The organism is Vicinamibacterales bacterium, assembly GCA_035699745.1.
Classification (GTDB): domain Bacteria; phylum Acidobacteriota; class Vicinamibacteria; order Vicinamibacterales; family 2-12-FULL-66-21; genus JAICSD01.
The window spans coordinates 17,154-40,823 of the sequence record DASSPH010000097.1 but is presented as its reverse complement, the minus strand read 5'-3'; the positions used below and the strand labels follow the sequence as shown (position 1 = coordinate 40,823).

Annotated in this window: 16 protein-coding genes; 2 read left to right on the top strand and 14 right to left on the bottom strand. The window is 68.3% G+C overall.

Translation table 11 applies throughout. The annotated features are described in order from the left end of the window. Window positions 1-15 precede the first annotated feature (15 nt). From hprK to guaA, 9 genes are all read right to left on the bottom strand, one after another. Window positions 16-996 carry an HPr(Ser) kinase/phosphatase gene (gene hprK, locus VFK57_22270; GenBank protein HET7698457.1) on the bottom strand — a complete coding sequence of 327 codons (981 nt, stop codon included), beginning with the start codon at window positions 994-996 and terminating at the stop codon, window positions 16-18. 175 nt (window positions 997-1,171) lie between these two features. Then, window positions 1,172-1,711, bottom strand: a complete 540-nt coding sequence (gene raiA / locus VFK57_22265; protein HET7698456.1) for a ribosome-associated translation inhibitor RaiA — start codon at window positions 1,709-1,711, stop codon at window positions 1,172-1,174. Between the two features lie 9 nt (window positions 1,712-1,720). Then, window positions 1,721-3,181 (bottom strand): RNA polymerase factor sigma-54, encoded by a 1,461-nt coding sequence (gene rpoN / locus VFK57_22260; protein ID HET7698455.1) that lies wholly within the window; start codon window positions 3,179-3,181, stop codon window positions 1,721-1,723. 30 nt (window positions 3,182-3,211) lie between these two features. Then, entirely contained in the window at window positions 3,212-3,937 is a 726-nt protein-coding gene (lptB, locus tag VFK57_22255) for an LPS export ABC transporter ATP-binding protein (protein HET7698454.1), read from the bottom strand. Then, a complete protein-coding gene (locus tag VFK57_22250; GenBank protein ID HET7698453.1) occupies window positions 3,938-6,103 on the bottom strand; it encodes an LptA/OstA family protein in 2,166 nt (721 codons plus the stop codon). It abuts the gene before it with no gap. 96 nt (window positions 6,104-6,199) lie between these two features. After that, complete coding sequence (recJ, locus tag VFK57_22245; protein ID HET7698452.1) at window positions 6,200-7,921, bottom strand: single-stranded-DNA-specific exonuclease RecJ; 1,722 nt, start codon at window positions 7,919-7,921, stop codon at window positions 6,200-6,202. Further along, window positions 7,918-8,925 (bottom strand): acetyl-CoA carboxylase carboxyltransferase subunit alpha, encoded by a 1,008-nt coding sequence (locus tag VFK57_22240; protein ID HET7698451.1) that lies wholly within the window; start codon window positions 8,923-8,925, stop codon window positions 7,918-7,920. Before VFK57_22240 ends, recJ begins: the two co-directional genes overlap by 4 nt. A gap of 136 nt (window positions 8,926-9,061) precedes the next feature. Continuing rightward, window positions 9,062-12,574, bottom strand: a complete 3,513-nt coding sequence (gene dnaE, locus VFK57_22235; protein HET7698450.1) for a DNA polymerase III subunit alpha — start codon at window positions 12,572-12,574, stop codon at window positions 9,062-9,064. A 211-nt stretch (window positions 12,575-12,785) separates the two neighbouring features. Further along, window positions 12,786-14,336: a glutamine-hydrolyzing GMP synthase gene (gene guaA / locus VFK57_22230; GenBank protein ID HET7698449.1), complete on the bottom strand. Its 1,551-nt coding sequence runs from the start codon at window positions 14,334-14,336 to the stop codon at window positions 12,786-12,788. Between the two features lie 156 nt (window positions 14,337-14,492). On the opposite strand from guaA, the gene VFK57_22225 reads away from it, so the two are divergent. After that, window positions 14,493-15,764, top strand: a complete 1,272-nt coding sequence (locus VFK57_22225; protein ID HET7698448.1) for a PQQ-binding-like beta-propeller repeat protein — start codon at window positions 14,493-14,495, stop codon at window positions 15,762-15,764. Here the strand turns inward: VFK57_22225 and VFK57_22220 are convergent. Beyond that, window positions 15,697-16,956, bottom strand: coding sequence for a PLP-dependent aminotransferase family protein (locus VFK57_22220; protein ID HET7698447.1), 1,260 nt, complete (start codon window positions 16,954-16,956; stop codon window positions 15,697-15,699). The genes VFK57_22225 and VFK57_22220 overlap by 68 nt on opposite strands. Beyond that, window positions 16,953-17,942 carry a hypothetical protein gene (locus tag VFK57_22215; protein HET7698446.1) on the bottom strand — a complete coding sequence of 330 codons (990 nt, stop codon included), beginning with the start codon at window positions 17,940-17,942 and terminating at the stop codon, window positions 16,953-16,955. Before VFK57_22215 ends, VFK57_22220 begins: the two co-directional genes overlap by 4 nt. Window positions 17,943-17,967: 25 nt before the next feature. Here VFK57_22215 and VFK57_22210 point away from each other — a divergent pair, with 25 nt between their 5' ends. Continuing rightward, window positions 17,968-21,915, top strand: a complete 3,948-nt coding sequence (locus VFK57_22210; protein ID HET7698445.1) for a HAMP domain-containing sensor histidine kinase — start codon at window positions 17,968-17,970, stop codon at window positions 21,913-21,915. Here VFK57_22210 and pssA read toward each other — a convergent pair. From pssA to VFK57_22195, 3 genes are all read right to left on the bottom strand, one after another. Then, window positions 21,887-22,678 carry a CDP-diacylglycerol--serine O-phosphatidyltransferase gene (gene pssA, locus VFK57_22205; GenBank protein ID HET7698444.1) on the bottom strand — a complete coding sequence of 264 codons (792 nt, stop codon included), beginning with the start codon at window positions 22,676-22,678 and terminating at the stop codon, window positions 21,887-21,889. The genes VFK57_22210 and pssA overlap by 29 nt on opposite strands. Continuing rightward, entirely contained in the window at window positions 22,675-23,316 is a 642-nt protein-coding gene (locus VFK57_22200; protein HET7698443.1) for a phosphatidylserine decarboxylase, read from the bottom strand. Before VFK57_22200 ends, pssA begins: the two co-directional genes overlap by 4 nt. 64 nt (window positions 23,317-23,380) lie before the next feature. Then, window positions 23,381-23,629, bottom strand: coding sequence for a YdcH family protein (locus VFK57_22195; protein HET7698442.1), 249 nt, complete (start codon window positions 23,627-23,629; stop codon window positions 23,381-23,383). Window positions 23,630-23,670: the final 41 nt, after the last annotated feature.

Sequence of the window (23,670 nt, the reverse complement as noted above, 5' to 3'; positions counted from 1 at the left end):
TCTCTGCTTCCCGCTCTACAGGTCATCGCCGAATTCGAGATCCGCGCCTTCGTGCGCGTTCGCCAGCCGCGCGTCGAGCCGCTCGGCCAGCCGCCGCGCCGAGTTCAGGCCCCCGGCGCGGAGCAGCTGGTTGCGCGCCGCCACTTCCACCAGAATGGCGAGGTTGCGGCCGGGTGCGACCGGCATCCGGATCATCGGCACCCGCACGCCGAGCGACTCGTGGTGGGCCTCCTCGATGCCGAGCCGGTCGTACTCGCGGGTCGGATCCCACCGCTCGAGCTGCACGACCAGCTCGACGCGCTTCGACCGGCGCGTCGAGGCGACCCCGAACAGGTCCTGCACGTTGATCAGCCCGAGCCCCCGGATCTCCATGTGGTGGCGGGTCAGCTCGGGACAGTTGCCGAGCAGGTAGGAATCGGCGCGGACGCGCAGTTCGACGGTATCGTCGGCCACCAGCCGGTGCCCGCGGACGACCAGGTCCAGCGCGCACTCGCTCTTGCCGATGCCGCTCTCGCCGATGATCAGCACGCCGAGGCCGAGAATGTCCATCAGCACGCCGTGAATCACCGTCCGCGGCGCGAGGTGGGTGTCGAGCGCGGCGGACAGCCGCGCCATCACCAGCGGCGTCGCCGCCCGGGTGCGCAGCAGCGGCAGGCCGACCCGGTCCGCCTCCGCGCTGAGCTCCGGCGGCGGACTGAACCCGGCCGTCACCACCAGGCACGGCAGCGCGTGCGACAGCACCCGGCGGACGACCTCGGTGCGCTCGGACGAGTCCAGCGACTCGAGAAAGCGGACCTCGCTCTCGCCGAGCACCAGCACGCGCCCCTCGCGCAGGTACTTGTCGAACCCCGACAGGGCGAGGCCGGTCTTCTGCGGATGGGGGTTCGAGATGCGGCGGTCGAGGCCGGCCGCGCCGGCGACCAGCTCGAGGTCGATGCCCCGGTACTCGGCCAGGTCCTTCAGCAGCGTTGCGACCGGCACGCCAGGCATGGTCATTGCCGAGTGGCGAGTGGCGATTGGCGATCGACGAGTGTCGATTGGGGAGTGTCGATCGACGGGTTGATGATTGTCGATTGTAGGGGCATGGCAATCGCCATTCGCCAATCCGTCGATCGCCAATCTTCACTCATCATGCGTCGATCGGCGCTCGCCAATCGCCACTCGCCAATGGTCACTGGGGCTCGATGAGGCCCAGTGACCCGTCCTTCCGCCGGTGGACGATGCTGACCGCGTCGGTGTCGGCGTTGCGGAAGACGACGAAGCTCTCGCCGCCGCTCTCCAGGCGCAGCGCCGCGTCTTCGACCGACATCGGCTTGACGGCATAGCGGGTCGCGCGGACGGGCGCCGGCCGGGCCGGGCGGCGCCGCGGCTCGGCGGTGCTGGCGGCGTTGGCGCCGCGCACCCCTCCCCGCTGCCGCTTGCTCTCCGTCCAGCGCGACTTCAACTTGCCTGCCTGGTGCTCGACCTTCTCCACCGCCTGGCGGACCGAGAGCGGCCAGCCATTGCCTTCGCCGTTGCCGCTGAGCATGTTGTCCCCTTTGGCGTGGACGACCAGCTCGGTGCGGCAGCGGTACTTTTCCTTGGTGAGGATGACGGTGGCGGAGAGGGCGCGATCGTTGAGCAGGCGTTCGAGCTTGTCCAGCCGGCGGCCGATCAGCTGCCGCAGGCCCGGGGTGATGTCGATGTGGCGGCCGGTGATGTCTACGCGCATGAGGGCGATCTAATAGAGAACCTTTCGCTGGTTCGAGGTCGGGATCTTCAGTTCCTCGCGGTACTTGGCAATGGTGCGCCGCGCCAGCATGAGCCCTTCCTTCTGCAGGATGCTGACGATCTTCGAGTCGCTGAGCGGCTTGCGCGGATCCTCGTTCTCGATGATCTTGCGGATCCGCTGCTTGATGGTCACCGACGAGACGCTGTCGCCGTAGGAGCTGCTGATGCCGCTGTGGAAAAAGTACTTCAGCTCGAACACGCCCTGCGGCGTGTGCATGTACTTGTTGTTGACGACGCGGCTGACGGTGGACTCGTGCATGCCGATGTCGTTGGCGACGTCGCGCAGCACCAGCGGCCGGAGGTACTCGATGCCGTGATCGAGGAACTCGCGCTGGAAGTTGATGATGCTGTTGGCGACCTTCTGGATCGTCTTCTGCCGCTGATCCACCGACTTGATCAGCCAGAGCGCCGAACGGAACTTGTCTTTCACGTAGGCCCGGGTCTCGTTGTTCTCGGGCGTGCCGCCGACGTTCTTGTCGAGCAGGCGCCGGTAGGTCGGGCTGATGCGCAGCTGCGGGAGCCCTTCCTCGTTGAGCATCGCCACGTACTGATCCTCGACCTTCACGACGTAGACGTCGGGGATGACGTACTGCGACTGCTGCGGGTTGTAGCGGCTGCCCGGCTTCGGATCGAGGTTGCGGATGATCTCGATGTGCTCCTTCAGATCCTCGATCGGCATTCCCATGCGGCGGGCGATCTCCGGCACCTGGTGGTTCTGCAGCAGGCGCAGGTGCTCGGTCACGATCTTCTCGGTCGGCGTTCCCTCCAGCCCCAGCTGCTTGATCTGCAGCCACAGGCATTCCTGCAGGTCACGGGCGCAGACGCCGATCGGATCGAACGTCTGGACGTGCTGCAGGACGCGCTCGACGTCCGACACCGGCCAGTCGCCCATCGCCGCGATCTCCTCGACCGACGCGACCAGATAGCCGTCGTCGTCCAGGTTGCCGATGATGGCCTGGCCGATCTCCCGCACCTTCTCGCCGAGATCGCGCAGCTGCTCGTTCTCGGTCTGCAGCGACAACTGCCACATCAGGTGGTCCGACAGCGACGAGGCCGAGGAGAGCGTGTTCTCGATCGGCGGCAGCTCCTTGACCTCTGACGGCGCGCGCGACTTGTAGCCGTCGTCCAGGTAGTCGCCGAAGAAGTACTCGTAGTCCGCGTCGTCCCACTGGTCGCTCTTCTCCGCGCCGGTCTTCTCGGCGTCGGCCTTCTCGTTCTGCGCCTGCTGTTCCGCGGGCTGCAGTTCCTCGGTCGGCACCTCCTCGAGCAGGGGGTTTTCGACCATCTCCTGGTTCAGGAGATCCGCCAGCTCGAGGGTCGACATCGGCAGCAGTTTGATGGCCTGCTGCAGCGACGGCGTCAGGATGAGCTTCTGAACGAGCTTGGTATGGAGCTTCTGCGAAATCGCCATGTGGTCTGTAAACGGGCCTACCCTTCGATTCTAGTCCAACCGGAAGTCCGCACCGAGGTAAATGCGCTTCACCTCCTCGTCGTCGGCCAGGCTGCGGGGCGTGCCGCTCTTGAAGATCACGCCGTCGTGGACGATGTAGGCGCGGTCGGTGATCCGCAGTGTTTCCCGAACGTTGTGGTCGGTGATCAGCACCCCGATGCCGCGCGACTTGAGGTGGAAGATGATCTTCTGGATGTCGGTCACGGCGATGGGGTCGATGCCGGCGAACGGCTCGTCCAGGAGCATGAACTTGGGGGAGATCACGAGCGCGCGGGTGATTTCGACGCGGCGCCGCTCGCCGCCCGACAGCGTGTAGGCCGGAGACTTCGCGAGCCGGGTGAGGTCCAGCTCGGCGAGCAGTTCGCGCAGGCGGGTCCGCCGGCCCGAGCCGTCGAGGTCGAGCGTCTCGAGGATCGCCATGATGTTCTGCTCGACCGTCAGCCCGCGGAAGATGGACGCCTCCTGGGGCAGATAACCGATCCCTTTCCGCGCGCGGATGTACATCGGGTCATCCGTGACGTCGATGCCGTCGAGCAGCACCCGGCCCGAGTCGGGGGCCGTCAGGCCGACCACCATCGAGAACGTCGTGGTCTTCCCCGCGCCGTTGGCGCCGAGCAGCCCGATCACCTCGCCGGAGGCGATCTCGACGTTGACGCCTCTGACTACCGTCCGTCCGCTGTACGACTTGGTGAGATCGCGTGTGCGCAGCGTCGCCATTCAGTAGGTCCCGGGGCCGGAACCGCAGACCGCTGGGCCGCTCTTGTGGGGAAATGCGTCGCTGCCCTGCACGGACGAGGCGCCGGCGACCCGTTGAAAGGTCGCGATCGCCCCTTCCGTGACCCGGCAGTCGCCCGGGGTGTCGTCGTAGACCTTCACCGGACTGCCGGTCATCGTGTACGTGCCGTCCTTCGTGTTGTAGGTGAGGTGCTGGCCGTAAGCGCGGCGCAGCTCCTGGCGGGAGACGACATTGCCGTCGGCTTCGGCGCGCTCGAGCTGCCCCCCCTGCTCCGCCAGGAAGAGCTCGATCTTTGCCGCCGTGATGTCGCCGTTGGGTCCGCTCATGTGCGCCTTGCCGGTGTAAGTGGCCCGATGACGCTGATCCTCGTACAGGAGCTCTTCGGCGGTCGTGTTGGTCGCCTGCGGCGCTGCGCCCGGCTTGGCGGCGGAATCGTTCGCCTCCGTCAGCACCATCGAGGTCACGACGCTGCCGGTCGCGCGCAGGTTGCCGGTCTTGTCCTCGAGCCTGATCCGGTCGGCGCGGATGGTCGTATCCTCCTGCCAGAGGCGGGCGTTGCCGTCGTAGGTGGCCATCGAGTTGGCGCCATCGTAGTCCAGCCGGTTCGATTTGACGTTGACCGGCTGTTCCTGCTTCAGCATCGAAGGCATGCGGACGCCCCCCTCCGCCTTGGCGCCCGGCTTCGATCCGATCATCACGCTGCGCACGTTCGTGTCCGCCTTCATGATCTGCGTGCCGAGCACCATCGAAATCGTCCGCGCCTCGACGCTGATGCGGCCGTCCGAGACGTGCGGCCCGGGTCCGGTGTCTCCCTGATCGGCGCCCAGGTCGAGCCGATCCTGGCCGATGACGTACACCGCGGTCGGGGCGTCCGCGGACGTCTTGGCGCCATCGGTGAAGTGCACGTTGGTGTGGAAGTTCGCCTGCTCGATGTCTCCGAAGCCCGGCCGGGTTTTCAGGTCCATGCGCGCGGATCGCGCGGTGCGCTCGACGGCGGGGGTCTTGCCGCGTGCGGCGCGCGACTCACGATACTCGACGTTTCCGGAGAACGTCGCGGCGTCGATGCCGGCGGCCGACTGCCCGGTCGCGAGCAGCGACGCGGCGCGAATGCGTCGCGCCGGGGTCTCCCCTTCGGCCGGCAGGTCGACCTGGACGCTCTCGTTCGCGGCGAGGTTCGTGACCGTCGATCCGTCGGGCGCCATCGCGACGTCGATCGTCCGTCCGGCGATCCGGCGCCCGGCGCGCCCCTTCTCGCCGGGCAGCTGCATGGACGCGTTCTCGATCATCTTCGCCGACCGCAGGGTGCGCCCGTCCTCGGCGTAGGCGAGGTCGATGTCCCTGGCACGCATGTCCTCCGGTCCGCTCGCGCCCGGCTTGCCGACGATCGCGGCGCTGCCGCGCAGCTCCATCCGCGTCATCCGTTCGTCATCCTCGGTCAGGAACGCCGTGACGTCGTCGCCGGTGAGGGTGTGGTGCTGCCCCTCGAGGCGCGCGTTCCCCTGGAACTTCATGTAATGCTCGTTGCGCGCCATGCCGGCCGTCTTCGCGGTGATGTGAATCTCGCCGCCGCCGGTCTTGTCGGGCGCCACGTCGACCTTCGCCTGGTCGAGCAGCCACAGCACGTTGCGCGTCTGATCGAACGTCGCGCCGACCGCCGAGCCGGTCATGCGCCCCTTCGAAAACGCGACCGCGCCGGGTATGCGTGCCGTCTGGTCCTGGTCGCTGTAGGTCGCGGTGGGCGAGGTGACGACGATGCCGTCGCTGGTGGTGAGTTTGACTCCGCCGGTGAAGCTGGAGTTGCCGATCTGCCTGCCCTCGGGCCGCGTGATCTCCGCCTCTTTCGATTCGATGGTGATCGACCGCCCGTTCTTGTCGGGAATGATCAGGGTGACGCCGTCGGACAACCTGGACCGGTTGTCGGCATAGGTGATCTGGCTGCCGAACTTCAGCGAGATGCCGCCCTTCCCCCTGTCGCGGGTATCGACGTGCCCCGCGCCTCCCTTGCTGATCGCGTCCTTTTCGAGCTGCGGCGCCGGAACCGCCGCCCGCCGCCCCGCCTCGCGTCCCTTCCGCAGCGACACCACGACGGCGATGGCAAAGATCGCCACGAACAGGGCTATCGCAAAGCGCAGGCGCTTCTGCCACATGGGAGATCCGGGCAATCTGGAAATGTGGAAATGTGGAAATGTGGGAATCTAAGATCCAGATTTCCAAATTTCCAAATTTCCAGATTTCCAAATCAATTATAGGTCGCTGAGGCTCTTGAAGTCGGCGACGGTGAGCTCCAGGTATGTCTCGCCCTGGAACTCGTTCTGCTCGAGTGAAAAGGCGAGATTGACGCCGGCCCGGTTCTCGGTGAGGAAGGCGGCGCGCTCGGCGGCGCGCCAGGCGATGGCGCGGAAGCTGCGGCCGTCCTGGCGGAACGTCATCTTGAGGTGCCGGTCCTTGATCGGCCGGGGACCGTCGACGATCTCGACCGGCATGGCATGGAAGACGGGGCGCGGGTTGGCGAGCCCGAACGGCGCCATCGCAGTGAGACCTTCGACGAGTTCGGGCGTGATGTGCTTCAGGTTCAGCGCGCCGTCGATGCGCAGCCGCGGACGCAGATGGTCGGGCTCGAGCACGTCGTCGGCGTGGGCGTTGATCCGCGCGCGGAACGCCGGAATGTTCGCCGCGTCCATCGTCAGACCCGCGGCCTGTCGATGGCCGCCGTAGCGGAGGAAGAATTCGCCGCAGCGCTCGAGCGCACCGAGCATGTCGAACGCCGGGATGCTGCGGCACGAGCCGTGCGCGATCCCGCCGTCGACGGACAGCACGATCGCCGGCTTGCAGAACGCGTCGACGAGTTTGGACGCGACGATGCCGATGACGCCGCGGTGCCAGCCGTCGCCGCCGACGACGAGCACGTTGTGCGCGCCGATCGCCGGGTCGGTTTCGATCGCCTTCTTCGCCTGCGCGATCAGATCCGCTTCCTCGGTCTGACGCTTCAGGTTTTCCTCGTTGAGCTGCTGCGCCAGCGCCCGCGCCTCCTCCAACGAGCCCTCGTCGGTGGCGAGCAGCAGACGGGTGGCGATGTCGGGGGTGCTCATCCGGCCCGCGGCGTTGACGCGCGGCGCCAGGATGAACCCGACCTGATAGCTGTCGATGGTCTTGCCGGTGAGCCCGGACGCCTCGAGGAGCGCGCGCAGACCGACCGTGTGCCGGCCGCGGCTCAGCGACTGGAGTCCGAGCTTGGCAATCACCCGGTTCTCGCCGACCAGCGGAACCACGTCGGCGAGCGTGCCGATCGCCGCGATCTTGACGAACGCGGGCAGCCACTTCTCCTTCCCGGCGCGAGTGCAGAGGGCCTGGACGACTTTCAGCGCCACGCCGACGCCCGCGAGATTCTTGTCGGGGTACGAGCAGTCCTGCCGCTTCGGATTGATCACCGCCAGCGCCGGCGGCAGCGTGCCTTCGGGCTCGTGGTGGTCGGTGATGATCAGATCGACGCCGAGATCGCGGGCGCGGATGGTGGCTTCGGTGGCGCGAATGCCGCAGTCCACCGAGACGATGAGGTGGACGCCTTCCGCATGGAGCCGCTCGATCGCCGCCGGCTGCAGTCCGTACCCGTCGCGCAGGCGCTCCGGAATGAAATGCACGACCTCGGCGCCGAGCATCTCCAGCGCGCGCCGCAGGATGACGGTGGAGGTGATGCCGTCGACGTCGTAGTCGCCATGAATCGCGATCCGCTCCTGGTTGGCGATCGCCCGCTCCAGCCGCTCGACGGCCTGGCGCATGCCTGCGAGGCGGAACGGGTCGTGGAGGTGATCCATGGACGGACTGAGGAAACGTGCCGCGGCCTCCGGATCGCGGAGTCCGCGCAGGCACAGCAGGCGGGCGACGGTGGGGTGCAGGTTCAGGGCCGCGCCCAGCTGCCGCGCGGCCTCGTCGTCACAGGGGAGATGGTCCCAGAAGATCGATTTCATGAACCGGTCGGCCCGGCCCCGGCCGAAGGCTCGGGCGTGAGGCCGGGGGCCGCCTCCACGTACCCGACATCCCCCATCCGCCGGAACTTTTCGTAGCGGGCGTCGAGCCGCTGGGCGACGGTCATCGACAGGCTCTTCGCCAGCGAATCCGACAGCGCCTGATCGATCAGCGCGGTCGCCTTGTCGTAGTCGTTGTGGGCGCCGCCCGCGGGTTCGGGGATGATGTCGTCGACCAGCCCGAGCGCGACCATGTCGGGGGCGGTGATCTTCAGCGCCGTGGCGGCTTCGACCTTCTTGTTCGCGTCGCGCCAGAGGATCGCGGCGCAGCCCTCCGGCGGAATGACGCTGTAGACCGAGAACTCCTGCATCAGCACGCGGTCGCCGATCGCGATCCCCAGCGCGCCGCCGCTGCCCCCTTCGCCGCAGACCATGACGACGATCGGCACCTCGAGCATCATCATCTCGCGCAGGTTCCAGGCGATCGCTTCGGCGACGCCGCGCTCCTCCGACTCCATCCCGGGATACGCCGCCGGGGTGTCGATGAACACGACGATCGGGCGCGAGAACTTCTGCGCCATCAGCATCACCCGCATCGCCTTGCGGTAGCCCTCGGGACGGGCGTAGCCGAAGTTGCGGTAGATCTTCTGCTTGGTGTCCCGCCCCTTCTGGTGCCCGACGAACACCACGGACTGCCCCTTGTAGCTGGCGGTGCCGGCGACGATGGCGTGATCGTCGGCGAAGCGGCGATCGCCGTGCAGCTCCTCGACCTCGGTGAACAACCGCTCGACGTAGTCGAGGGTGTTGGGCCGGCTCGGATGCCGCGCGACCAGCACCCGCTGCCACGGCGTCAGCGTGCGGAAGATCTCGACGCGGATCTCGTCGGCGCGGCGCCGCAGCGAGTCAATCGATCGGTCGCGCGCCGGCGTCGAGGGCAGCATGCTGAGCGCCTCGATTTCCTTCATCAGGACGGCGATCGGTTCTTCAAATTCCAGCAGTTCGGGCATAGTCCGCTTTCGGCCAGTCTCCGCTGTCTCTCACCGGAGCAGCGGAGCACAAGAGACGCTGTTTCCTCTCCCGAAAAAAGCTCCTGTGCTCCCGTTCTCCTGTGAGGGACAGTATCGCACTCACTCTCGCACTCGGCTAACGCAGTTCGACCGACCCCGCGCCGCAGAGCGACTCGACCTCCTCGACCAGCTTCTCCGACGGCCTCACCCGCTGCGCGACGTCCGCGCGGACGACCAGGCCGGGGCCGCCGTTCTTCTTGACGTCGAGTTCCAGCAGCACCTTGCGGTCGCCGCGGTGGCGCGAGAGCAGCTCCGCCAGCGCCTCCATCTGGTGCCGCGACGGCACCTGCAGGTGGATCACGACCTCCCGCGTGGTGCGCTCCTTCAGCAGCGAGATCGGCTGCAGCTCGGTGGCGACGATCCGCGCCGACTCGTCGTCCTTCTCGAACTTGCCGCGCACCAGCAGCATCGCATCGGCGGCGATCAGATGCCCGTGCTTGCCGAACGTTTCGGGGAACACGACCACTTCGACGCCGCCGGCGATGTCGTCGAGCATGAAGACCGCCATGCGGTCCCCCTTCTTGGTCTTCAGCGGGCGCAGCCCGCTGACGATGCCGCCGGCCCAGACATCGGCGAGCGACTGCGACAAGTCGGCGATGCGCTGCGCGCCGAACGCCTTGAGCTCGTCGCTGAAGCGCTCGAGCGGATGGCCGCTCATGTACAGACCGAGCGATTCCTTCTCGAAGGCGAGCTGCTGCGCTTCGCTCCACGCGGGCGCCTCGGGCAGCGGAATCGCCGCCGCCGGCTCGTCGTCATGGGTCAGGTCGAAGAAGGACACCATGCCCTCGTCGCGATTGCGCTGGTGGCGGCTGCCGTGCTCGATGGCCTTGTCGACGGCGGCGTACAGCCGCGCCCGCCGCGAGGGAATGGGGCCGTCGGCGAGGTCGTCGAAGGCGCCGGCCTTGATCAGGCTCTCGATCGGACGCTTGTTGACCAGCCGCTGGTCGACCTCCTCGCAGAGCGTGAACAGCGAGTCGATGCGCCCGCGCTTCTCGCGGACGCCGAGCATCGAGAGAATCGCCCCTTCGCCGACGTTCTTGACGGCGCACAGGCCGAAGCGGACGGGCGGGTTCGGCAGCGTGATGCCGTCGAGCACCGCCTGCGCCGCGCGGCCGGTCTCCACCGTGAAGGCGAGCTGGCTCGTGTTGATGTCGGGCGGCAGGATCGGGATCCCGAGGTCGCGGCACTCGCCGAGGTACATCGCCAGCTTGTCGGTGTTGGCGGCTTCGATCGTCAGCAGCGCCGCCATGAAATGCGAGGGATAGTTCGCCTTCAGATACGCGGTCTGGTACGCCACCCAGGCGTAGGTGGTGGAGTGCGACTTGTTGAAGCCGTAGCCGGCGAAGAACTCCATCAGATCGAAGATCTTCCTGGCCTTCTTCTCGTTGATGCCGTTCTTCAGCGCCCCTTCCATGAAGGCCTCGCGCTGCTTGGCCATGACCTTGGGATCCTTCTTGCCCATGGCCTTGCGCAGCACGTCCGACTGCCCCATCGTGAACCCGGCCAGGACCGCGGCGATGCGCATGACCTGTTCCTGGTAGGCGATGACGCCGTAGGTGTCGGAGAGGATCGGCTCGAGCTGTTTCAGCTCGTACTTCACCTCGGTCTTCCCCTGCTTGCGGGAGATGAAGTCGTCCACCATCCCCGATTTCAACGGACCCGGCCGATAGAGGGCGTTGAGCGCGATCAGGTCGTCGAGCCGCTCCGGCTTGGCCTTGCGCAGCAGCTCGCGCATCCCGGAGCTCTCGAACTGGAACACGCCGTAGGTCTGCCCGTCGGCGAACAGCTTGTAGGTCTTGTCGTCGTCGAGCGGGATGGCGTCGATGTCGAGGTCGATCCCCTCCGTCCGCTTGATCTCGGCGAGGCAGTCCTGGATGAGCGTCAGCGTGCTCAGCCCGAGGAAGTCCATCTTCAGGAGGCCGACGCGCTCCACCTCCTTCATCGCCCACTGGGTGACGATCTCGTCCTTCTGCGACTTGTAGAGCGGGACGAATTCGGTCAGCGGACGCGGCGCGATCACCACGCCGGCGGCATGCACCGAGGCGTGGCGGGTCATCCCTTCGAGACGCTGCGCGACGGCGAGCAGCTCCCTGACGCGCTCGTCCTTCTGCTGCATGTCCTTCAGCGCCGGGCTCTCCTCCAGCGCCTTCTTCAGCGTCATGTCGAGCGCCGGCGGCACCGCTTTCGCGACCTTGTCGGCGTCCGCGTACGGAATGTCCATGACCCGCGCGACGTCGCGCACCACCGCGCGCGCCTTCATCGTCCCGAAGGTGATGATCTGGGCGACGTTCTCGCGGCCGTACTTGCGGGTGACGTAGTCGATGACCTCGCCGCGGCGCCGCTCGCAGAAATCGATGTCGATGTCGGGCAGCGAGACGCGCTCGGGGTTGAGGAAGCGCTCGAAGATCAGGTCGTACTCGATGGGATCGACGTCGGTGATGCGGAGGCAGTAGGCGATGAGGCTGCCGGCGGCGGATCCGCGTCCGGGTCCGACGGGAATCCCCTGCTCCCGCGCGTAGCGGATGAAATCCCACACGATCATGAAGTACCCGGGGTACTTCATCTTCTTGATCATGTCGATCTCGTACGAGAGCCGCCGCTCGTACTCGTCGATGGTGTGCTTGAGGACGCCGCGCGCCGCCAGTTCCTGCAGCTTCGGCAGCCGCGCCGCAAAACCGAGCCGGACCTCGTGCTCGAAGTAGTCATCGAGCGTGAAGCCGGGCGGGACGTCGAAGTTCGGGAGGTAGTTCTCCTTGAACGAGAGATCGACGTTGCAGCGGGCGGCGATCTGCACCGTCCGCGCGATGGCCTCGCCAAAGTCCGGGAAGACGGCGCGCATCTCGTCGGCCGTCTTCAGGTAGAACTGATCGCCGTGATACTTCAGGCGCTCGGCGTCGTTCACCGTCTTGCCGGTGCCGATGCAGAGCAGGATGTCGTGCGGCTTGAAGTCCGAGTTCTTGAGGTAGTGGACGTCGTTGGTAACGACCAGGTCCAGCCCCAGGTCCTTCGCGATCGGCTGCAGCCCGGCGTTGACCGTCTTCTGTTCCTCGATCCCCTGGAACTGCATCTCGAGGAAGAAGTTCTCGCGGCCGAGAATGTCGCGGTAGGCGGCGGCCGCCGCGATCGCCTTCTGCTGCTGCTCGGTGCGGATGCCGGTGGCGACCTCCCCCTTGAGGCAGCTGCTCAGACCGATCAGCCCCGTGGCGTGCCGCGCCAGCAGGTCCTTGTCGATGCGCGGCTTGTAATAGAACCCCTCGGTGTAGCCGGACGAGACCAGCTTGATCAGGTTGTGGTACCCCTCGTTGGTCTCGGCGAGGAGGACGAGGTGATTCGCCGTCTCCCCCGGCGTCCCGCTCTTCGTCCGCCGATCGCCCGGCGCGACGTAGACCTCGCAGCCGAGAATCGGATTGATCCCCCGCTTGCGCGCCTGGTCGTGGAAGACCACCGACGAGAACATGTTGCCGTGCTCGGTGATCGCCATCGCCGGCATCCGCAGCTCGACCGCCTTGTCGAGTAATTCCTCGATCCTGCAGGCACCGTCCAGCAGGGAGAATTCCGAGTGCAGGTGCAGGTGGACGAAATCAGTCATTGCCGAGTGCAGATTGCAGATTGGCGATCGGCGGTTGACGATTGGCGATTGGCGATCGACGGATTGAAGATTGGCGATTGGGGAGCGGCGATTGGCGGATTGAGGATTGCCGAGTGGCGGTCACCCCAATCGCCAATCGCCAATCCGTCGATCCGCAATCCACAATCATCAACCCGTCGATCTGCAATCTGCAACCGCCAATCTGCAATCGCTACTCCCACTCGATGGTGGACGGAGGCTTCGAGCTGATGTCATACACGACACGATTGATGCCCCGGACCTCGTTGACGATGCGCGACGAGATCGAGGCGAGCAGATCGTGCGGCAGCCGCGCCCAGTCGGCGGTCATGCCGTCCCGGCTCTCGACCGCGCGAAGCGCCACCGTGTACTCGTAGGTGCGCTCGTCGCCCATCACGCCGACGCTCTGCACCGGCAGCAGGACCGCGAACGACTGCCACAGCCGCCGGTACCAGCCCGCCTTCTTCACTTCCTCGGCGACGATCGCGTCCGCCTTGCGCACCAGATCGAGCCGCTCGGGCGTGACCGCGCCGAGGATCCGCACCGCCAGTCCGGGTCCGGGGAACGGCTGCCGCCAGACGAACTCGTCGTCCAGCCCCAGCTCCTTGCCGACGGCGCGCACTTCATCCTTGAACAGCTGGCGGAGCGGCTCGACCAGCGTGAACCGCATCCCCTCGGGCAAGCCGCCGACGTTGTGGTGGCTCTTGATCACGTGCGACGGCCCGATCACCGACACGCTTTCGATCACGTCGGGATACAGCGTGCCTTGCGCGAGAAAGTCGAACGCCCCCTGCTGCGCGGCGAGCCGCCTGGCTTCCCCCTCGAACACCTCGATGAACGCCGCGCCGATGATCTTCCGCTTCTTTTCCGGATCGGTCACGCCGGCCAGGCGATCGAGGAACAGCGTCGAGGCGTCGACGAAGTCGAGCGGCAGACGCAGCCGTTCGAACCGGGTGCGGATCTGCGCGGCTTCGTCGAGCCGCATCACGCCGTTGTCGACGAAGATGCACGTCAGTCGATCGCCGATCGCCTGGTGAATCAGCAGCGCCGCGACGGTCGAATCGACGCCGCCGCTCAACCCGCAGACCACGCGGCCGCCGCCGACCTGCGTCCGGATCGCCGCCACCGTCTCCTGCACGAACGACGCCATCGTCCAGTCGCCGGTGCAGCCGCAGATATCGAACGCGAAGTTGCGCAGGATCCGCGTGCCCTGATCGGTGTGCGCCACCTCCGGATGGAACAGGAGGGCGTAGAAGCGCCGGTCTTCGTCGGCCATCGCCGCCACCGGCGCGTTCGCGCTGGTCGCGGTGACCGTGAAGCCCGCCGGTGCGGACTTCACGAAATCGCCGTGGCTCGCCCACACCCGCAGTTCCGAGCCGATCGACGCCAGCATCGGCGCGTTCTGTTCGATCTTGATCGTCGCGAGGCCGAATTCCCGGTGCGGCGCCGGGGCGACTTCCCCGCCGAGCGCGTCGGTCATCAACTGCATGCCGTAGCAGATGCCCAGCACCGGCACGCCGGCGTCGAACACTCCCGGCTCGCAGCGCGGCGCCGAGTCTTCCGAGACGCTGCGCGGACCGCCGGAGAGCACGATCCCCACGGGTTTGCGGGCGCGGATCTCGTCGAGCGGCGTGTTGAACGGCAGGATCTCGGAGTACACCGACAGTTCGCGCAGCCGGCGCGCGATCAACTGCGTGAACTGCGATCCGAAGTCGAGCACGACGATGGTTTGATGGTGAATCACAGTGAATCGGGTGATCGGGTGATCGGGCGATCGGGTGATCGGGCGACTGACTCGACCACCCGATGGCCCGATCGCGCGATGACCCGATGCTGTGACGGTATTATAAACGTTGTGACCACTAGATGTTGCGCGACGTTGGCGTTCAGTGCCCTTCTGTTGGGGCTGCTGACCGCATCGGCGTTCGCTGCCGACCGGCCGGCGCCGCCGCGGCTGCCGATCGCCGCCAAGTGGTCGGTTGATCTGACCACCGCGGTGGCCAGCGATCCGGTCGCCGACGGCGACCGCGTGTTCCTTGCGCTGCGCTCCGCCCACCTGGTCGCCCTCCGCGCCGCCGACGGCGGCGAGGCGTGGCGCGTCGAGAAGACCGTCTCCGTCCCGTTCGCCGCCGCGGACGGCCTCGTGTTCATCGCCGCCGACGAGGCGATTGAAGCGCTGAGCGCGGCCGACGGGCGGAGCGTGTGGCTGCTGCCGCGCGTGAAGGCGGTGGCACCGCTGGTTGTCGCCGGCACGCTGCTGTTCGCGGTCACGGCCGAGGAGATCGTTGCCGTGCGGGCCGCGGATGGGGCGATCGCCTGGCGCCAGCCGGCCGGCGGCGTCGATCTGCCGCCGGCGATCGATGGCACTCGCGTGTACCTGGGCGCGAAGGACGGCCGCATCATCGCGCTGGACGTCGCCGACGGAACCCTTCGATGGGAAAAGTACGTGCGGCTCGGCGTCACGGCGATCGGCGCGGGCGCCGGGCGCGTGTACGCCGGCGCGGGCGACAAGCGGTTCCATTGCCTGAACGCGAGGAGCGGGAGTCCGGAGTGGTCCTTCCACGTCGGCGCGCTGATCAACGGCCGCCTCGCCGTCGACGGGGACCGCGTCTACTTTTCCGCGCTCGACAACGTCGTCCGCGCCCTGGACCGTGCGACCGGCAACCAGCGCTGGAAGCGGCCGCTGAACCGGCGCCCGATTGCCGGGGTCCGGCTGCTCGGCCATGTCGTGTTCGTGCCGATTGCCGGCGCCGAGCTGGTCATGCTGTACGACCATGACGGCGTGCCGAGCGGCATCATCACGCTCGCCGGGGACACGTCCCGCGACACGCCTCCCGCGTTCCGCGAAACCGAGGCGGGCCTCGAGCTGTTCGTGGTCACCGGCGGGCTCTCGAATCTCTGGAAGATGACGCACATCGGACCCGCAGGAGAGGCGGCGATGGTGCCGTTCGCGTCGATGGACATCCCCGGCGCGATGTTCCTGACCGATCCGGTGCTGGCGCCGATCGCGCAGGTGCTGCCGTGGGTGCTCGGCGATCCGGTACTGCAGCCGCTCGAGGACCTCGGGTGGCCGCTGCGCATGGACGACCCGCCGCTGGTGCCGCTTACGACGCTGCCGGGCCTTCAGCTGCGGCCGCTGTCGCCTGTGCTGCCGCCTCGTCGCGGAGCGTAGCCGCGAGCCGGGCGACGCCCGCGTCGATCCGTTCCGGCGTTGGCGCGGAGAAGGACAGGCGCAGCATGTTCCGGCCCTGAGCGTTGACGTAGAACGCCTCGCCGGCGACGTAGATCACGCCGTGTTCGATGGCGCGGTGGATCATGCGGCCCGCATCGATGCCGGCGGGCAGCGCGACCCACAGAAAGAATCCGCCCTTCGGCGTCGGCCACGTAGCGCCCCGCAGTTCGCGCTGCAGCGCCGTCTGCATCACGTCGCGCTTGTGCGCGTAGTGCCGGCGGAGCATCGGAAGCTGCCGTTCGAGCACGCCTCGCCGGCACGCCTCGTAGATCATCCGCTGGTCGAGCGACCCGGTCAGCAGGTCCTCGGCCTGTTTCGCCATCTCCAGCTTCGCGGCGATCGCCGGTGGCGCCGCGATCCACGCCACCCGGAACCCGGGCGCCAGCGTCTTGGAGAAGCTGCTCAGATAGACCACGCGCCCGGCGGCGTCGTCCGCCTTGATCGGCCGCACTTCCGCTTCGGTGGCGGAGTCTTCGAAGTACAGCTCGCGATACGGATCATCTTCGAGGATCAGCACGTCGCGGCGTTCCGCCCACTCGAGGAGGCGGCGTCGTTTGCCCGGGCCGATCAGCAGGCCGGTCGGATTCTGGAAGTTCGGCACGACGTACAGGAACTTGACGCGGCGCCCTTCGCGGCGGAGCCGATCCCAGGTCGCGTCGAGCGCATCGAGATCGATGCCGTCCGCTTCCTGAGGCACCCCGACCATCGACGCCTGGAGGTTGCGGAACGCGCTGATCGCGCCGACGTAGGTCGGCAGCTCGACGAGGATGACGTCGCCCGGATCGATGAAGACGCGCGCGACCAGGTCGAGTCCCTGTTGCGATCCGGTGGTGACCAGCAGGTGCTCCAGCGAGACCGCAATGCCGCGCTGGCGCATGATCCCGGCGATCGCCTCGAGCAGCGGCCGGTAGCCGCGGGTCGGGCCGTACTGCAGTACGCCGCCGTCGCGGCTGGCGAGCAGCTCCGCGGCGATCTGTGAGAACTCGTCCCACGGGAACGTCTCGGGCGCCGGATACCCGGGGGCGAAGGAAATGACGTCGCGTCCGCTGGCGAGCACCGTCCCCATCTTCCGGATGGCGGATTCGGTCATCTGCGCGGCGGCGCGCGAGAACAGGCTGTTCGACTCAGTCATGCAACGCGGATGTCGGACGAGGAATGGTACCAGCGATAGTGTGACAGATACGCGCCGAGCGCGGCGAGCGCGAGGTACTCGAAGACGATTCCGCGGAGGAGCCATGCCGCCATCTGCAGCGGCAGCACCGCCAGGCCGACGAGCGGCACGAAGGCGATCAGGCCGAGGCCGGCGGTCGCGAGGATCGAGGCCGCCGTCGCGAGGATCACCACGACGAGGACGACGCCGAAGACCCCGGCGACTTCGCGGAGGTGCCCCCAGATGAAGGCGAACGCCAGCCGGACGCCCTGCCGCACGCTGACGTCCTCGATCGCGACCACCATCTGCGTCATCAGATAGAAGAAGTTCAGCAGCGTGATCCAGACGATCAGCACGCTCGAGGCGAGCGCCGTAATCGCCGTCCAGCCGAGCAGGATGGCGGAGTTCGCCGCCAGCGAATAGCCGCCGAAGACGATCGCCAGGTAGGTCGCCGCGGTCAGGCCGTACATGATCAGCAGGCCCAGGCCGATGCGCACGTAACGCCGCCAGAGCCGCGTCATGCCGGCGACGAACGGGTCGATCGCCACCACCGACGCGCGGCGCAGGGCGTCCAGCCGCAGCGGCGGCCGCTCGATCGGGCCCGCGATGCGCTCGGCGTCGGCCAGCAGCGACACCGTCCCGCCCTTCACCACGAAGGTAATCAGCGATCCGCCGACGAGCACGATGAGCGCGGCGGTGACGAAGGCGGCGAGCGCCATCGGGCTGGCCATGAGCGCCGCGAGGATCGAGGTCACGATGTCGCGCACGTCGCCGCGCAGCAGGTCGGCAAGGCTGGTGTCGAGGAGCAGCGCCACGAGGAACGCGCCGCCGACGATCGGCACCGCGAGCAGCAGCTTCAGCACGGACTCGGTGACGAACTGGACCAGGACCAGCGGCCAGTTGGCCGCGGCGATCAGCGCGCCGCGCTTCAAGGCGGCCTTCAGCCCCGGAGTCTGCGACGTCGCCACCAGTCAACCACTATACACTCGTGGTGTGGTCGAGACGACGACTGCCGGCGCGGTGCTGACGCGCGAGCGCCGCGTCAGCGTACCGCGCATCGTCGCCGCCGGCTGCGGCGCGGCGGTCCTGGCCGTCCTCATCGGCGCCGCCGTCGAACTGCTGCGCTTCGGCCGGAACGACGCCGCCGCCGCGGCGCGGGTCGAGCAGGACGTGCGCGCCGCGTTCGCGGACATGACCGCCGACGTCGAGCGGCTGGCGCACGCGGTGGCGGGCGATCCGGCCGTGGCGAAGGCGATGGCGTCCGGGCTCGAGACGGACGACGGCGTCCGGACGCTCTTCGACGCCGCGGCCGGCGCGCGCGCGCAGCTGGCCGACAGCGTGCCGCTCGTCGCGATCACGATCTACGACGCCCGCGGCGGCGCGCGGGGCTGGGCCGGACGCGCCTCCGATCTGCCGCGCGAGCGTCCGGCGGCGCCGCTGTTCGTGGCGCCGTCTCCGCTCGGACTGCGGCTGGTCTACCTCGACGCGATCGTCTCCCCGTCGCCGGACCGCAGCCGGCTCGGCTCGGTTGCGGTCGAGCATGTGCTCACGCCGGTGCGCGCGGGTTCTCTGCTGACGTCTCCGGAGTACGTCATGCCGACGCGCCGCGCGCAGGTGCAGCTGCGGCTGCACGACCCGGCGAATCCGCCCGTACCGGCTGCGCCGGCCTTCACCGTTGCCGCGCCTGACGGCACGCCGCTCGTCGACGTCGTCATTCCGCCGGGCGAGCTGTCCGGCGGACGCCGGCACCTGCGGCGTTACGTCACGCTGATCGCGGTCTCGCTGGTGGCGCTGACGATCCTGCTGCTGGCCGGGCCGCTGCTCGACGCGCGGGTGCGCGCGCGCGAGCCCTGGCGCGAGCTGCGGCTCACCGCCGCCATCGTCGCCGTCGTCCTCGCCGGCGCCGGCCTGCTGTGGCTGGGATTCCTGGTGTCTCCCGCCGCGGATGCCGAAGGCCACCGCCGGGCGGTGGCCGTGCTGCTGGGAGGGGCGACCGCCGCGGCGGTCGCCGCGGCGCTGGTGTCTGCCGCCGTGCGGCTGCGTGTCGCGCTCCGGGCGATCCGGCGCTCGCCGGAAGGCGGCTGGGTCCTGTTCGTGGCGGCGCAGCTCGCGTGCGGCATCGTGCTCGCCGCGCTGCTGATTGCGTTCGAGCGGCTGCTCGGCCGCAGCGTCGATCCCTCGCAAGTCGATCTGCGCCACTTTTCGCTGCATCCGTGGACGGCTCCGCGGCTGGCGACGCTTTCGGGCGTGCTGCTCGGCCATGCGGCGGCGCTCTGGGCCGGCGCGCTGGCGTGCGTGATCGCCCTGGCGCGATGGCGGATGCCCCGGCGCTGGTCCTCGCGCCACGCCGCCGCTGCCGCGCTCTGGCTCGGGCCGATCCTGGTGATTGCCGCGATCGCCTACCGCGGCGGATGGGCGGTGCCCGTATCCGCGGTGGTGCTCGGCGCGACGGCCTGCGCCGCCGCGGCGCTGGTCGCGCCGCGGCTCGTCATCTGGTACCGCAGGGTGACGGCGGGGTCGCGGATTCTCGCGCTGTTCATGGCATTCCTGCTGCCGGCGCTGCTCGTCTACCCGTCCGTGCATTTCGTCGCCGAGCGCAAGATGCGCTCGCTCATCGAGAGCCGCTACGCCGTCGAGGCGATGAGCCACCCGCAGGCGCTGCAGGCGCGGTTGAACGAAGCGCTCGCCGAGATCGATGCGCTGCCCGATCTGACGACGCTCGTCACCTCGGCGCGGGGCGCCGTCGGCGGCTGCAGCACGGATCCGGCGTTCCGGATCTGGAACCAGACGGTGCTCGCCCGCGCGCGGCTCACCAGCGACATCGAGATCTACGACGGCTCGGGGACGCTGGTGAGCTGCTTCGCGCTGAACTTCCCCGAGTACAACCGCGCGGCCGCGAGCGAGACGCTGCGCGATTGCCACTGGGAGATCTTCGGCGAGGCGCTGCTCTTCGCCGGCGGGCAGGAGCGCAACACGCTGCATGCGCAGCGCAGCGTGTGCGCGGACGGGCGGCGGATCGGCATGATCGCGGTCCACGTCGTGTTCGACTACCGCACGCTGCCCTTCATCAGCTCCCAATCGGCGTATCTCGACGTCTTCAGTCCCACCGGCAGCGCGCCGCTCGAGGGGCCGCCCGCCGGCGACGTCGAGTTCACCGCCTACGGGTGGGGGCTGACCACGATCTATTCGTCCGCGCCCGACGCCTGGCCGCTCGACGACGCCACCTTCGCGCGCGTCTACCGCTCGCGCGAGCCGTTCTGGACGGTGCTCGAGAAGAACGACACCGCGTACAACGTCTACTTCGCCAACGATCGGCAGTTCATCTACGCGCTCGGATATCCGATTCCGGGAGTGTTCGATCACCTGGTACGGCTCGCCGAGCTGACCACGCTGGCGGCGGCCGGCTACGTTCTCGCGCTCATCGGCACGGCGGTGTTCACGCGGCTCTCGCGCGTGCGCCCGCAGACCGGACGGGCGCTGCTGCGCGAAATCCGCGCGAGCTTCTACCGCAAGCTGTTCCTCGCCTTCGTGCTCGCGTCGATCGTCCCGGTGCTGACGCTGGCGCTCGTCATCCGGACCTACTTCGCCGGACTGCTGAACGAAGGGATTCGCGCGGAGGCGGCCCGCACCGCCGCCGTCGCGCAGCGGGTGATCGAGGAGTCCGACGCGCTGCTCCGCCGGGGCGGCGAAGCGGCCGCCGGCACGTTCGGGAGTGACGACGTGATGGTGTGGATCAGCCAGTTGATCAACCAGGACGTCAACGTCTTTGCCGACGCGGAGCTGGTGGCGACGAGCGAGCGCGACCTGTTCGCCTCGGGCGTCCTGCCGACGCGAACGCCCGACGGCGTGTACCGCGCCATCATCCTGCAGCGGCTGCCGAGCTTCGTCACCGAGGACCAGATCGGCGCGGTGCCGTACATGGTGGCGGCGGCGCCGGTGCGGACCGGCGGGGCCACCGGCGCGCTCACCGTGCCGCTCGCCTTCCGCCAGCACGAAGTCGAGCGCGAGATCGACGAGCTCGATCGCGGCGTCCACCTGGCGGCGCTGTTCTTCGTGCTGCTCGGCGCCGGCATCGGCCTCTCGATGGCGGAGCGGATCGCCGACCCCGTCCGGCAGCTGACCCGCGCCACCGGGCGCATCGCGCGGGGCGATTTCGACGCGCGCATCGCGGTGCGTTCGTCCGACGAGCTGCGCCGGCTGGTCGACGCGTTCAACGGCATGGCCGCGGAGCTGAAAGCGCAGCGCGATCAGCTGGAGCGCACCCACCGCCTCGAGGCCTGGGCCGAGATGGCGCGGCAGGTGGCGCACGAGATCAAGAATCCCCTGACGCCGATCCAGCTCTCGGCGGAACACCTCCAGCGCGTGCACGCCGACCGCGGTCAGCCGCTCGGGCCGGTGCTCGAAGGCTGCGTCACCGCCATCCTCGGCCAGGTGCGGCTGCTGCGACAGATCGCGTCAGAGTTCTCGAGCTTCGCCTCGTCGCCGACCGCGCGCCGCGCGCGGGTCGACGCAGCGCGGCTGGTGCACGACGTCGTCGAGCCGTACCGTGCCGGACTTGCCGGACGCATCGAGATCGTCAACGAGATCCAGGCGCCGCTGCCTCCGGTGCTGGTGGACCGCACCCTCGTCGCGCGCGCGCTGGCGAATGTCGTCGAGAACGCGCTGCACGCGATGCCCGGCACCGGGTCGCTGCACATCACGTCGACGGTGGAGCCGGGCTGGGTCTCGATTCGAGTGGCGGACACCGGCGTGGGGATGGACGACGAAGCGCTCGCCCGCGTGTTCGAGCCCTACTTCTCCACCAAGACGACCGGCACGGGGCTGGGACTGCCGATTGCGCTGCGCAACGTCGAGTTGAGCGGCGGCCACATTCAGGTGGAGAGCCGCCGCGGCGCCGGCACCACGGTGACGATCAGACTACCGGTGGATCCGTCGGCTTGAGGGCGTGCCCCTTGGGCTTGGGATGCCGCACGCGGGCGAGCACCACGTTGGTCACGCCCCAGAGCGTGTAGGTGTACGACATCACGACGAGCGCGATCCGCGGGTGGGCGGCGATGAGCGCGATCACGATCGCGCCGAGAAAGAGCGCGAAGTACGAGCGGCGCCAGCCGACGTCAATCGCCTTGATGCTGCGGAAGCGGATCGTGCTGACCATCAGGAACGCCGGCACCAGCACGACGGCCAGCGCCGGCGCCGCCGCCCTCGGATCCTGCAGCCCCCACGGCCAGAGATACACCGTCGACGCGATGACCGCCGCCGCGGCGGGACTCGGCATCCCGGCGAAGTAGCGCTTGTCGCCGGCCGTGGTCGCCTGGATGTTGAAGCGCGCGAGCCGCAGCGCCGCCGCGGTGACGTAAATGAAGCCGGTCGCCCAGCCGATCCGTCCGAGCGGCCACAAGCCCCAGGTGAACGCCAGGATCGCCGGCGCCAGCCCGAACGAGACGACGTCCGCCAGCGAATCCAGCTCGGCGCCGAACGCCGACTGCGAGTTGGTCAGCCGCGCGATCAAGCCGTCGAGCATGTCCACGACCATCGCGACGCCGATGAGCAGCGCCGCGGTGTCGAAGTCGCCGCGGGTCGCATACACGACGCAGCCGTAGCCGCAGAAGAGATTCGCGAGCGTGAACAGCGAGGGAACGAGGTAGATCCCCCGCCGGAAGCGCTCCGGGCGATCGCCGCGCCGGCGCGCCAGCGGATTGATCACCGCGCTCCCGCGATCGGGTCCAGACGCGCCAGCACCGTCTCTCCGCCGACGACGGCCTGGCCGACGGACACCAGCAGGTGCGCGCGCTTCGGGAGGAAGACGTCCATGCGCGAGCCGAATTTCATCAGGCCGATCCGTTCGCCGCGCTCGAGCTGCTGCCCTTCGTTCACGCGGCAGACGACGCGGCGCGCCAGCACGCCGACGATCTGCCGCACCACGACCGCCTCGCCCCGATGGTCGATCCAGATCTCGTTCAGCTCGTTGGCGCCGGCATCCTCTTTATACGCCGGCAGGAACTTGCCGGGCCGGTATTCGATCCGGGTGACGCGCCCCTCGACCGGCGAGCGGTTCATGTGCACGTCCATCGGCGACAGGAAGATCGTGATCTGCTGCCAGTCGCCGGGCGGGCTCCAGCGGCCATCGGTCGGCCCGGCAATGACGACGCGGCCGTCCGCGGGAGACACCACCAGGCCGGGAGCCGTCGGGACATTGCGCTCGGGGTCGCGGAAGAAGTAGGTGAAAAACGCGCCGAGCGCCGCGAACCCGGCCGCCCAGCCGTAGCGGCGCGCCCCGGCCAGCACCGCGGCCGGCAGCATGGCGCCGGCGATGAACGGAAGTCCCGCGCGATCGATCTTCATGAGGAAAAAAAGAGGCCGGTCTCAACGTGTGGGACCGGCCTCGATCTATGCCGTTAACAGCGCGTCAATGACGAGCGGACGACAGGCCGTGCTCGGCCTGGCTGTGCCGCAGGATGCTCTCCATCTGGTCCTTCAGGTGGAGCTTGCGCTTCTTCAGAGTGACTTCTTCGAGTTGCTCGGGTTCGGATAGATACGGGCGGGTGGCGAGATTATGGATGCGTTCGTCGAGGTCGTGGTGCTGACTGGCGAGTTGGCGGAACTCGTCGTTGCTTTCCAACAGCTGCTGCCTTATTGCTTCGAAATCTGTCGGCATTTCCGCCTCCTGATTGGAGCTACCCGAGGACATTCATAACC

Excerpts from the sequence above, each read along its gene's own strand:
- recJ (HET7698452.1), bottom strand. The coding sequence starts at position 7,921 with ATGAAATCGATCTTCTGGGACCATCTCCCCTGTGACGACGAGGCCGCG.
- hprK (HET7698457.1), bottom strand. The coding sequence starts at position 996 with ATGACCATGCCTGGCGTGCCGGTCGCAACGCTGCTGAAGGACCTGGCC.
- raiA (HET7698456.1), bottom strand. The coding sequence starts at position 1,711 with ATGCGCGTAGACATCACCGGCCGCCACATCGACATCACCCCGGGCCTG.
- VFK57_22200 (HET7698443.1), bottom strand. The coding sequence starts at position 23,316 with ATGAAGATCGATCGCGCGGGACTTCCGTTCATCGCCGGCGCCATGCTG.
- VFK57_22195 (HET7698442.1), bottom strand. The coding sequence starts at position 23,629 with ATGCCGACAGATTTCGAAGCAATAAGGCAGCAGCTGTTGGAAAGCAAC.
- VFK57_22250 (HET7698453.1), bottom strand. The coding sequence starts at position 6,103 with ATGTGGCAGAAGCGCCTGCGCTTTGCGATAGCCCTGTTCGTGGCGATC.
- VFK57_22240 (HET7698451.1), bottom strand. The coding sequence starts at position 8,925 with ATGCCCGAACTGCTGGAATTTGAAGAACCGATCGCCGTCCTGATGAAG.
- dnaE (HET7698450.1), bottom strand. The coding sequence starts at position 12,574 with ATGACTGATTTCGTCCACCTGCACCTGCACTCGGAATTCTCCCTGCTG.
- lptB (HET7698454.1), bottom strand. The coding sequence starts at position 3,937 with ATGGCGACGCTGCGCACACGCGATCTCACCAAGTCGTACAGCGGACGG.
- VFK57_22220 (HET7698447.1), bottom strand. The coding sequence starts at position 16,956 with ATGACTGAGTCGAACAGCCTGTTCTCGCGCGCCGCCGCGCAGATGACC.
- rpoN (HET7698455.1), bottom strand. The coding sequence starts at position 3,181 with ATGGCGATTTCGCAGAAGCTCCATACCAAGCTCGTTCAGAAGCTCATC.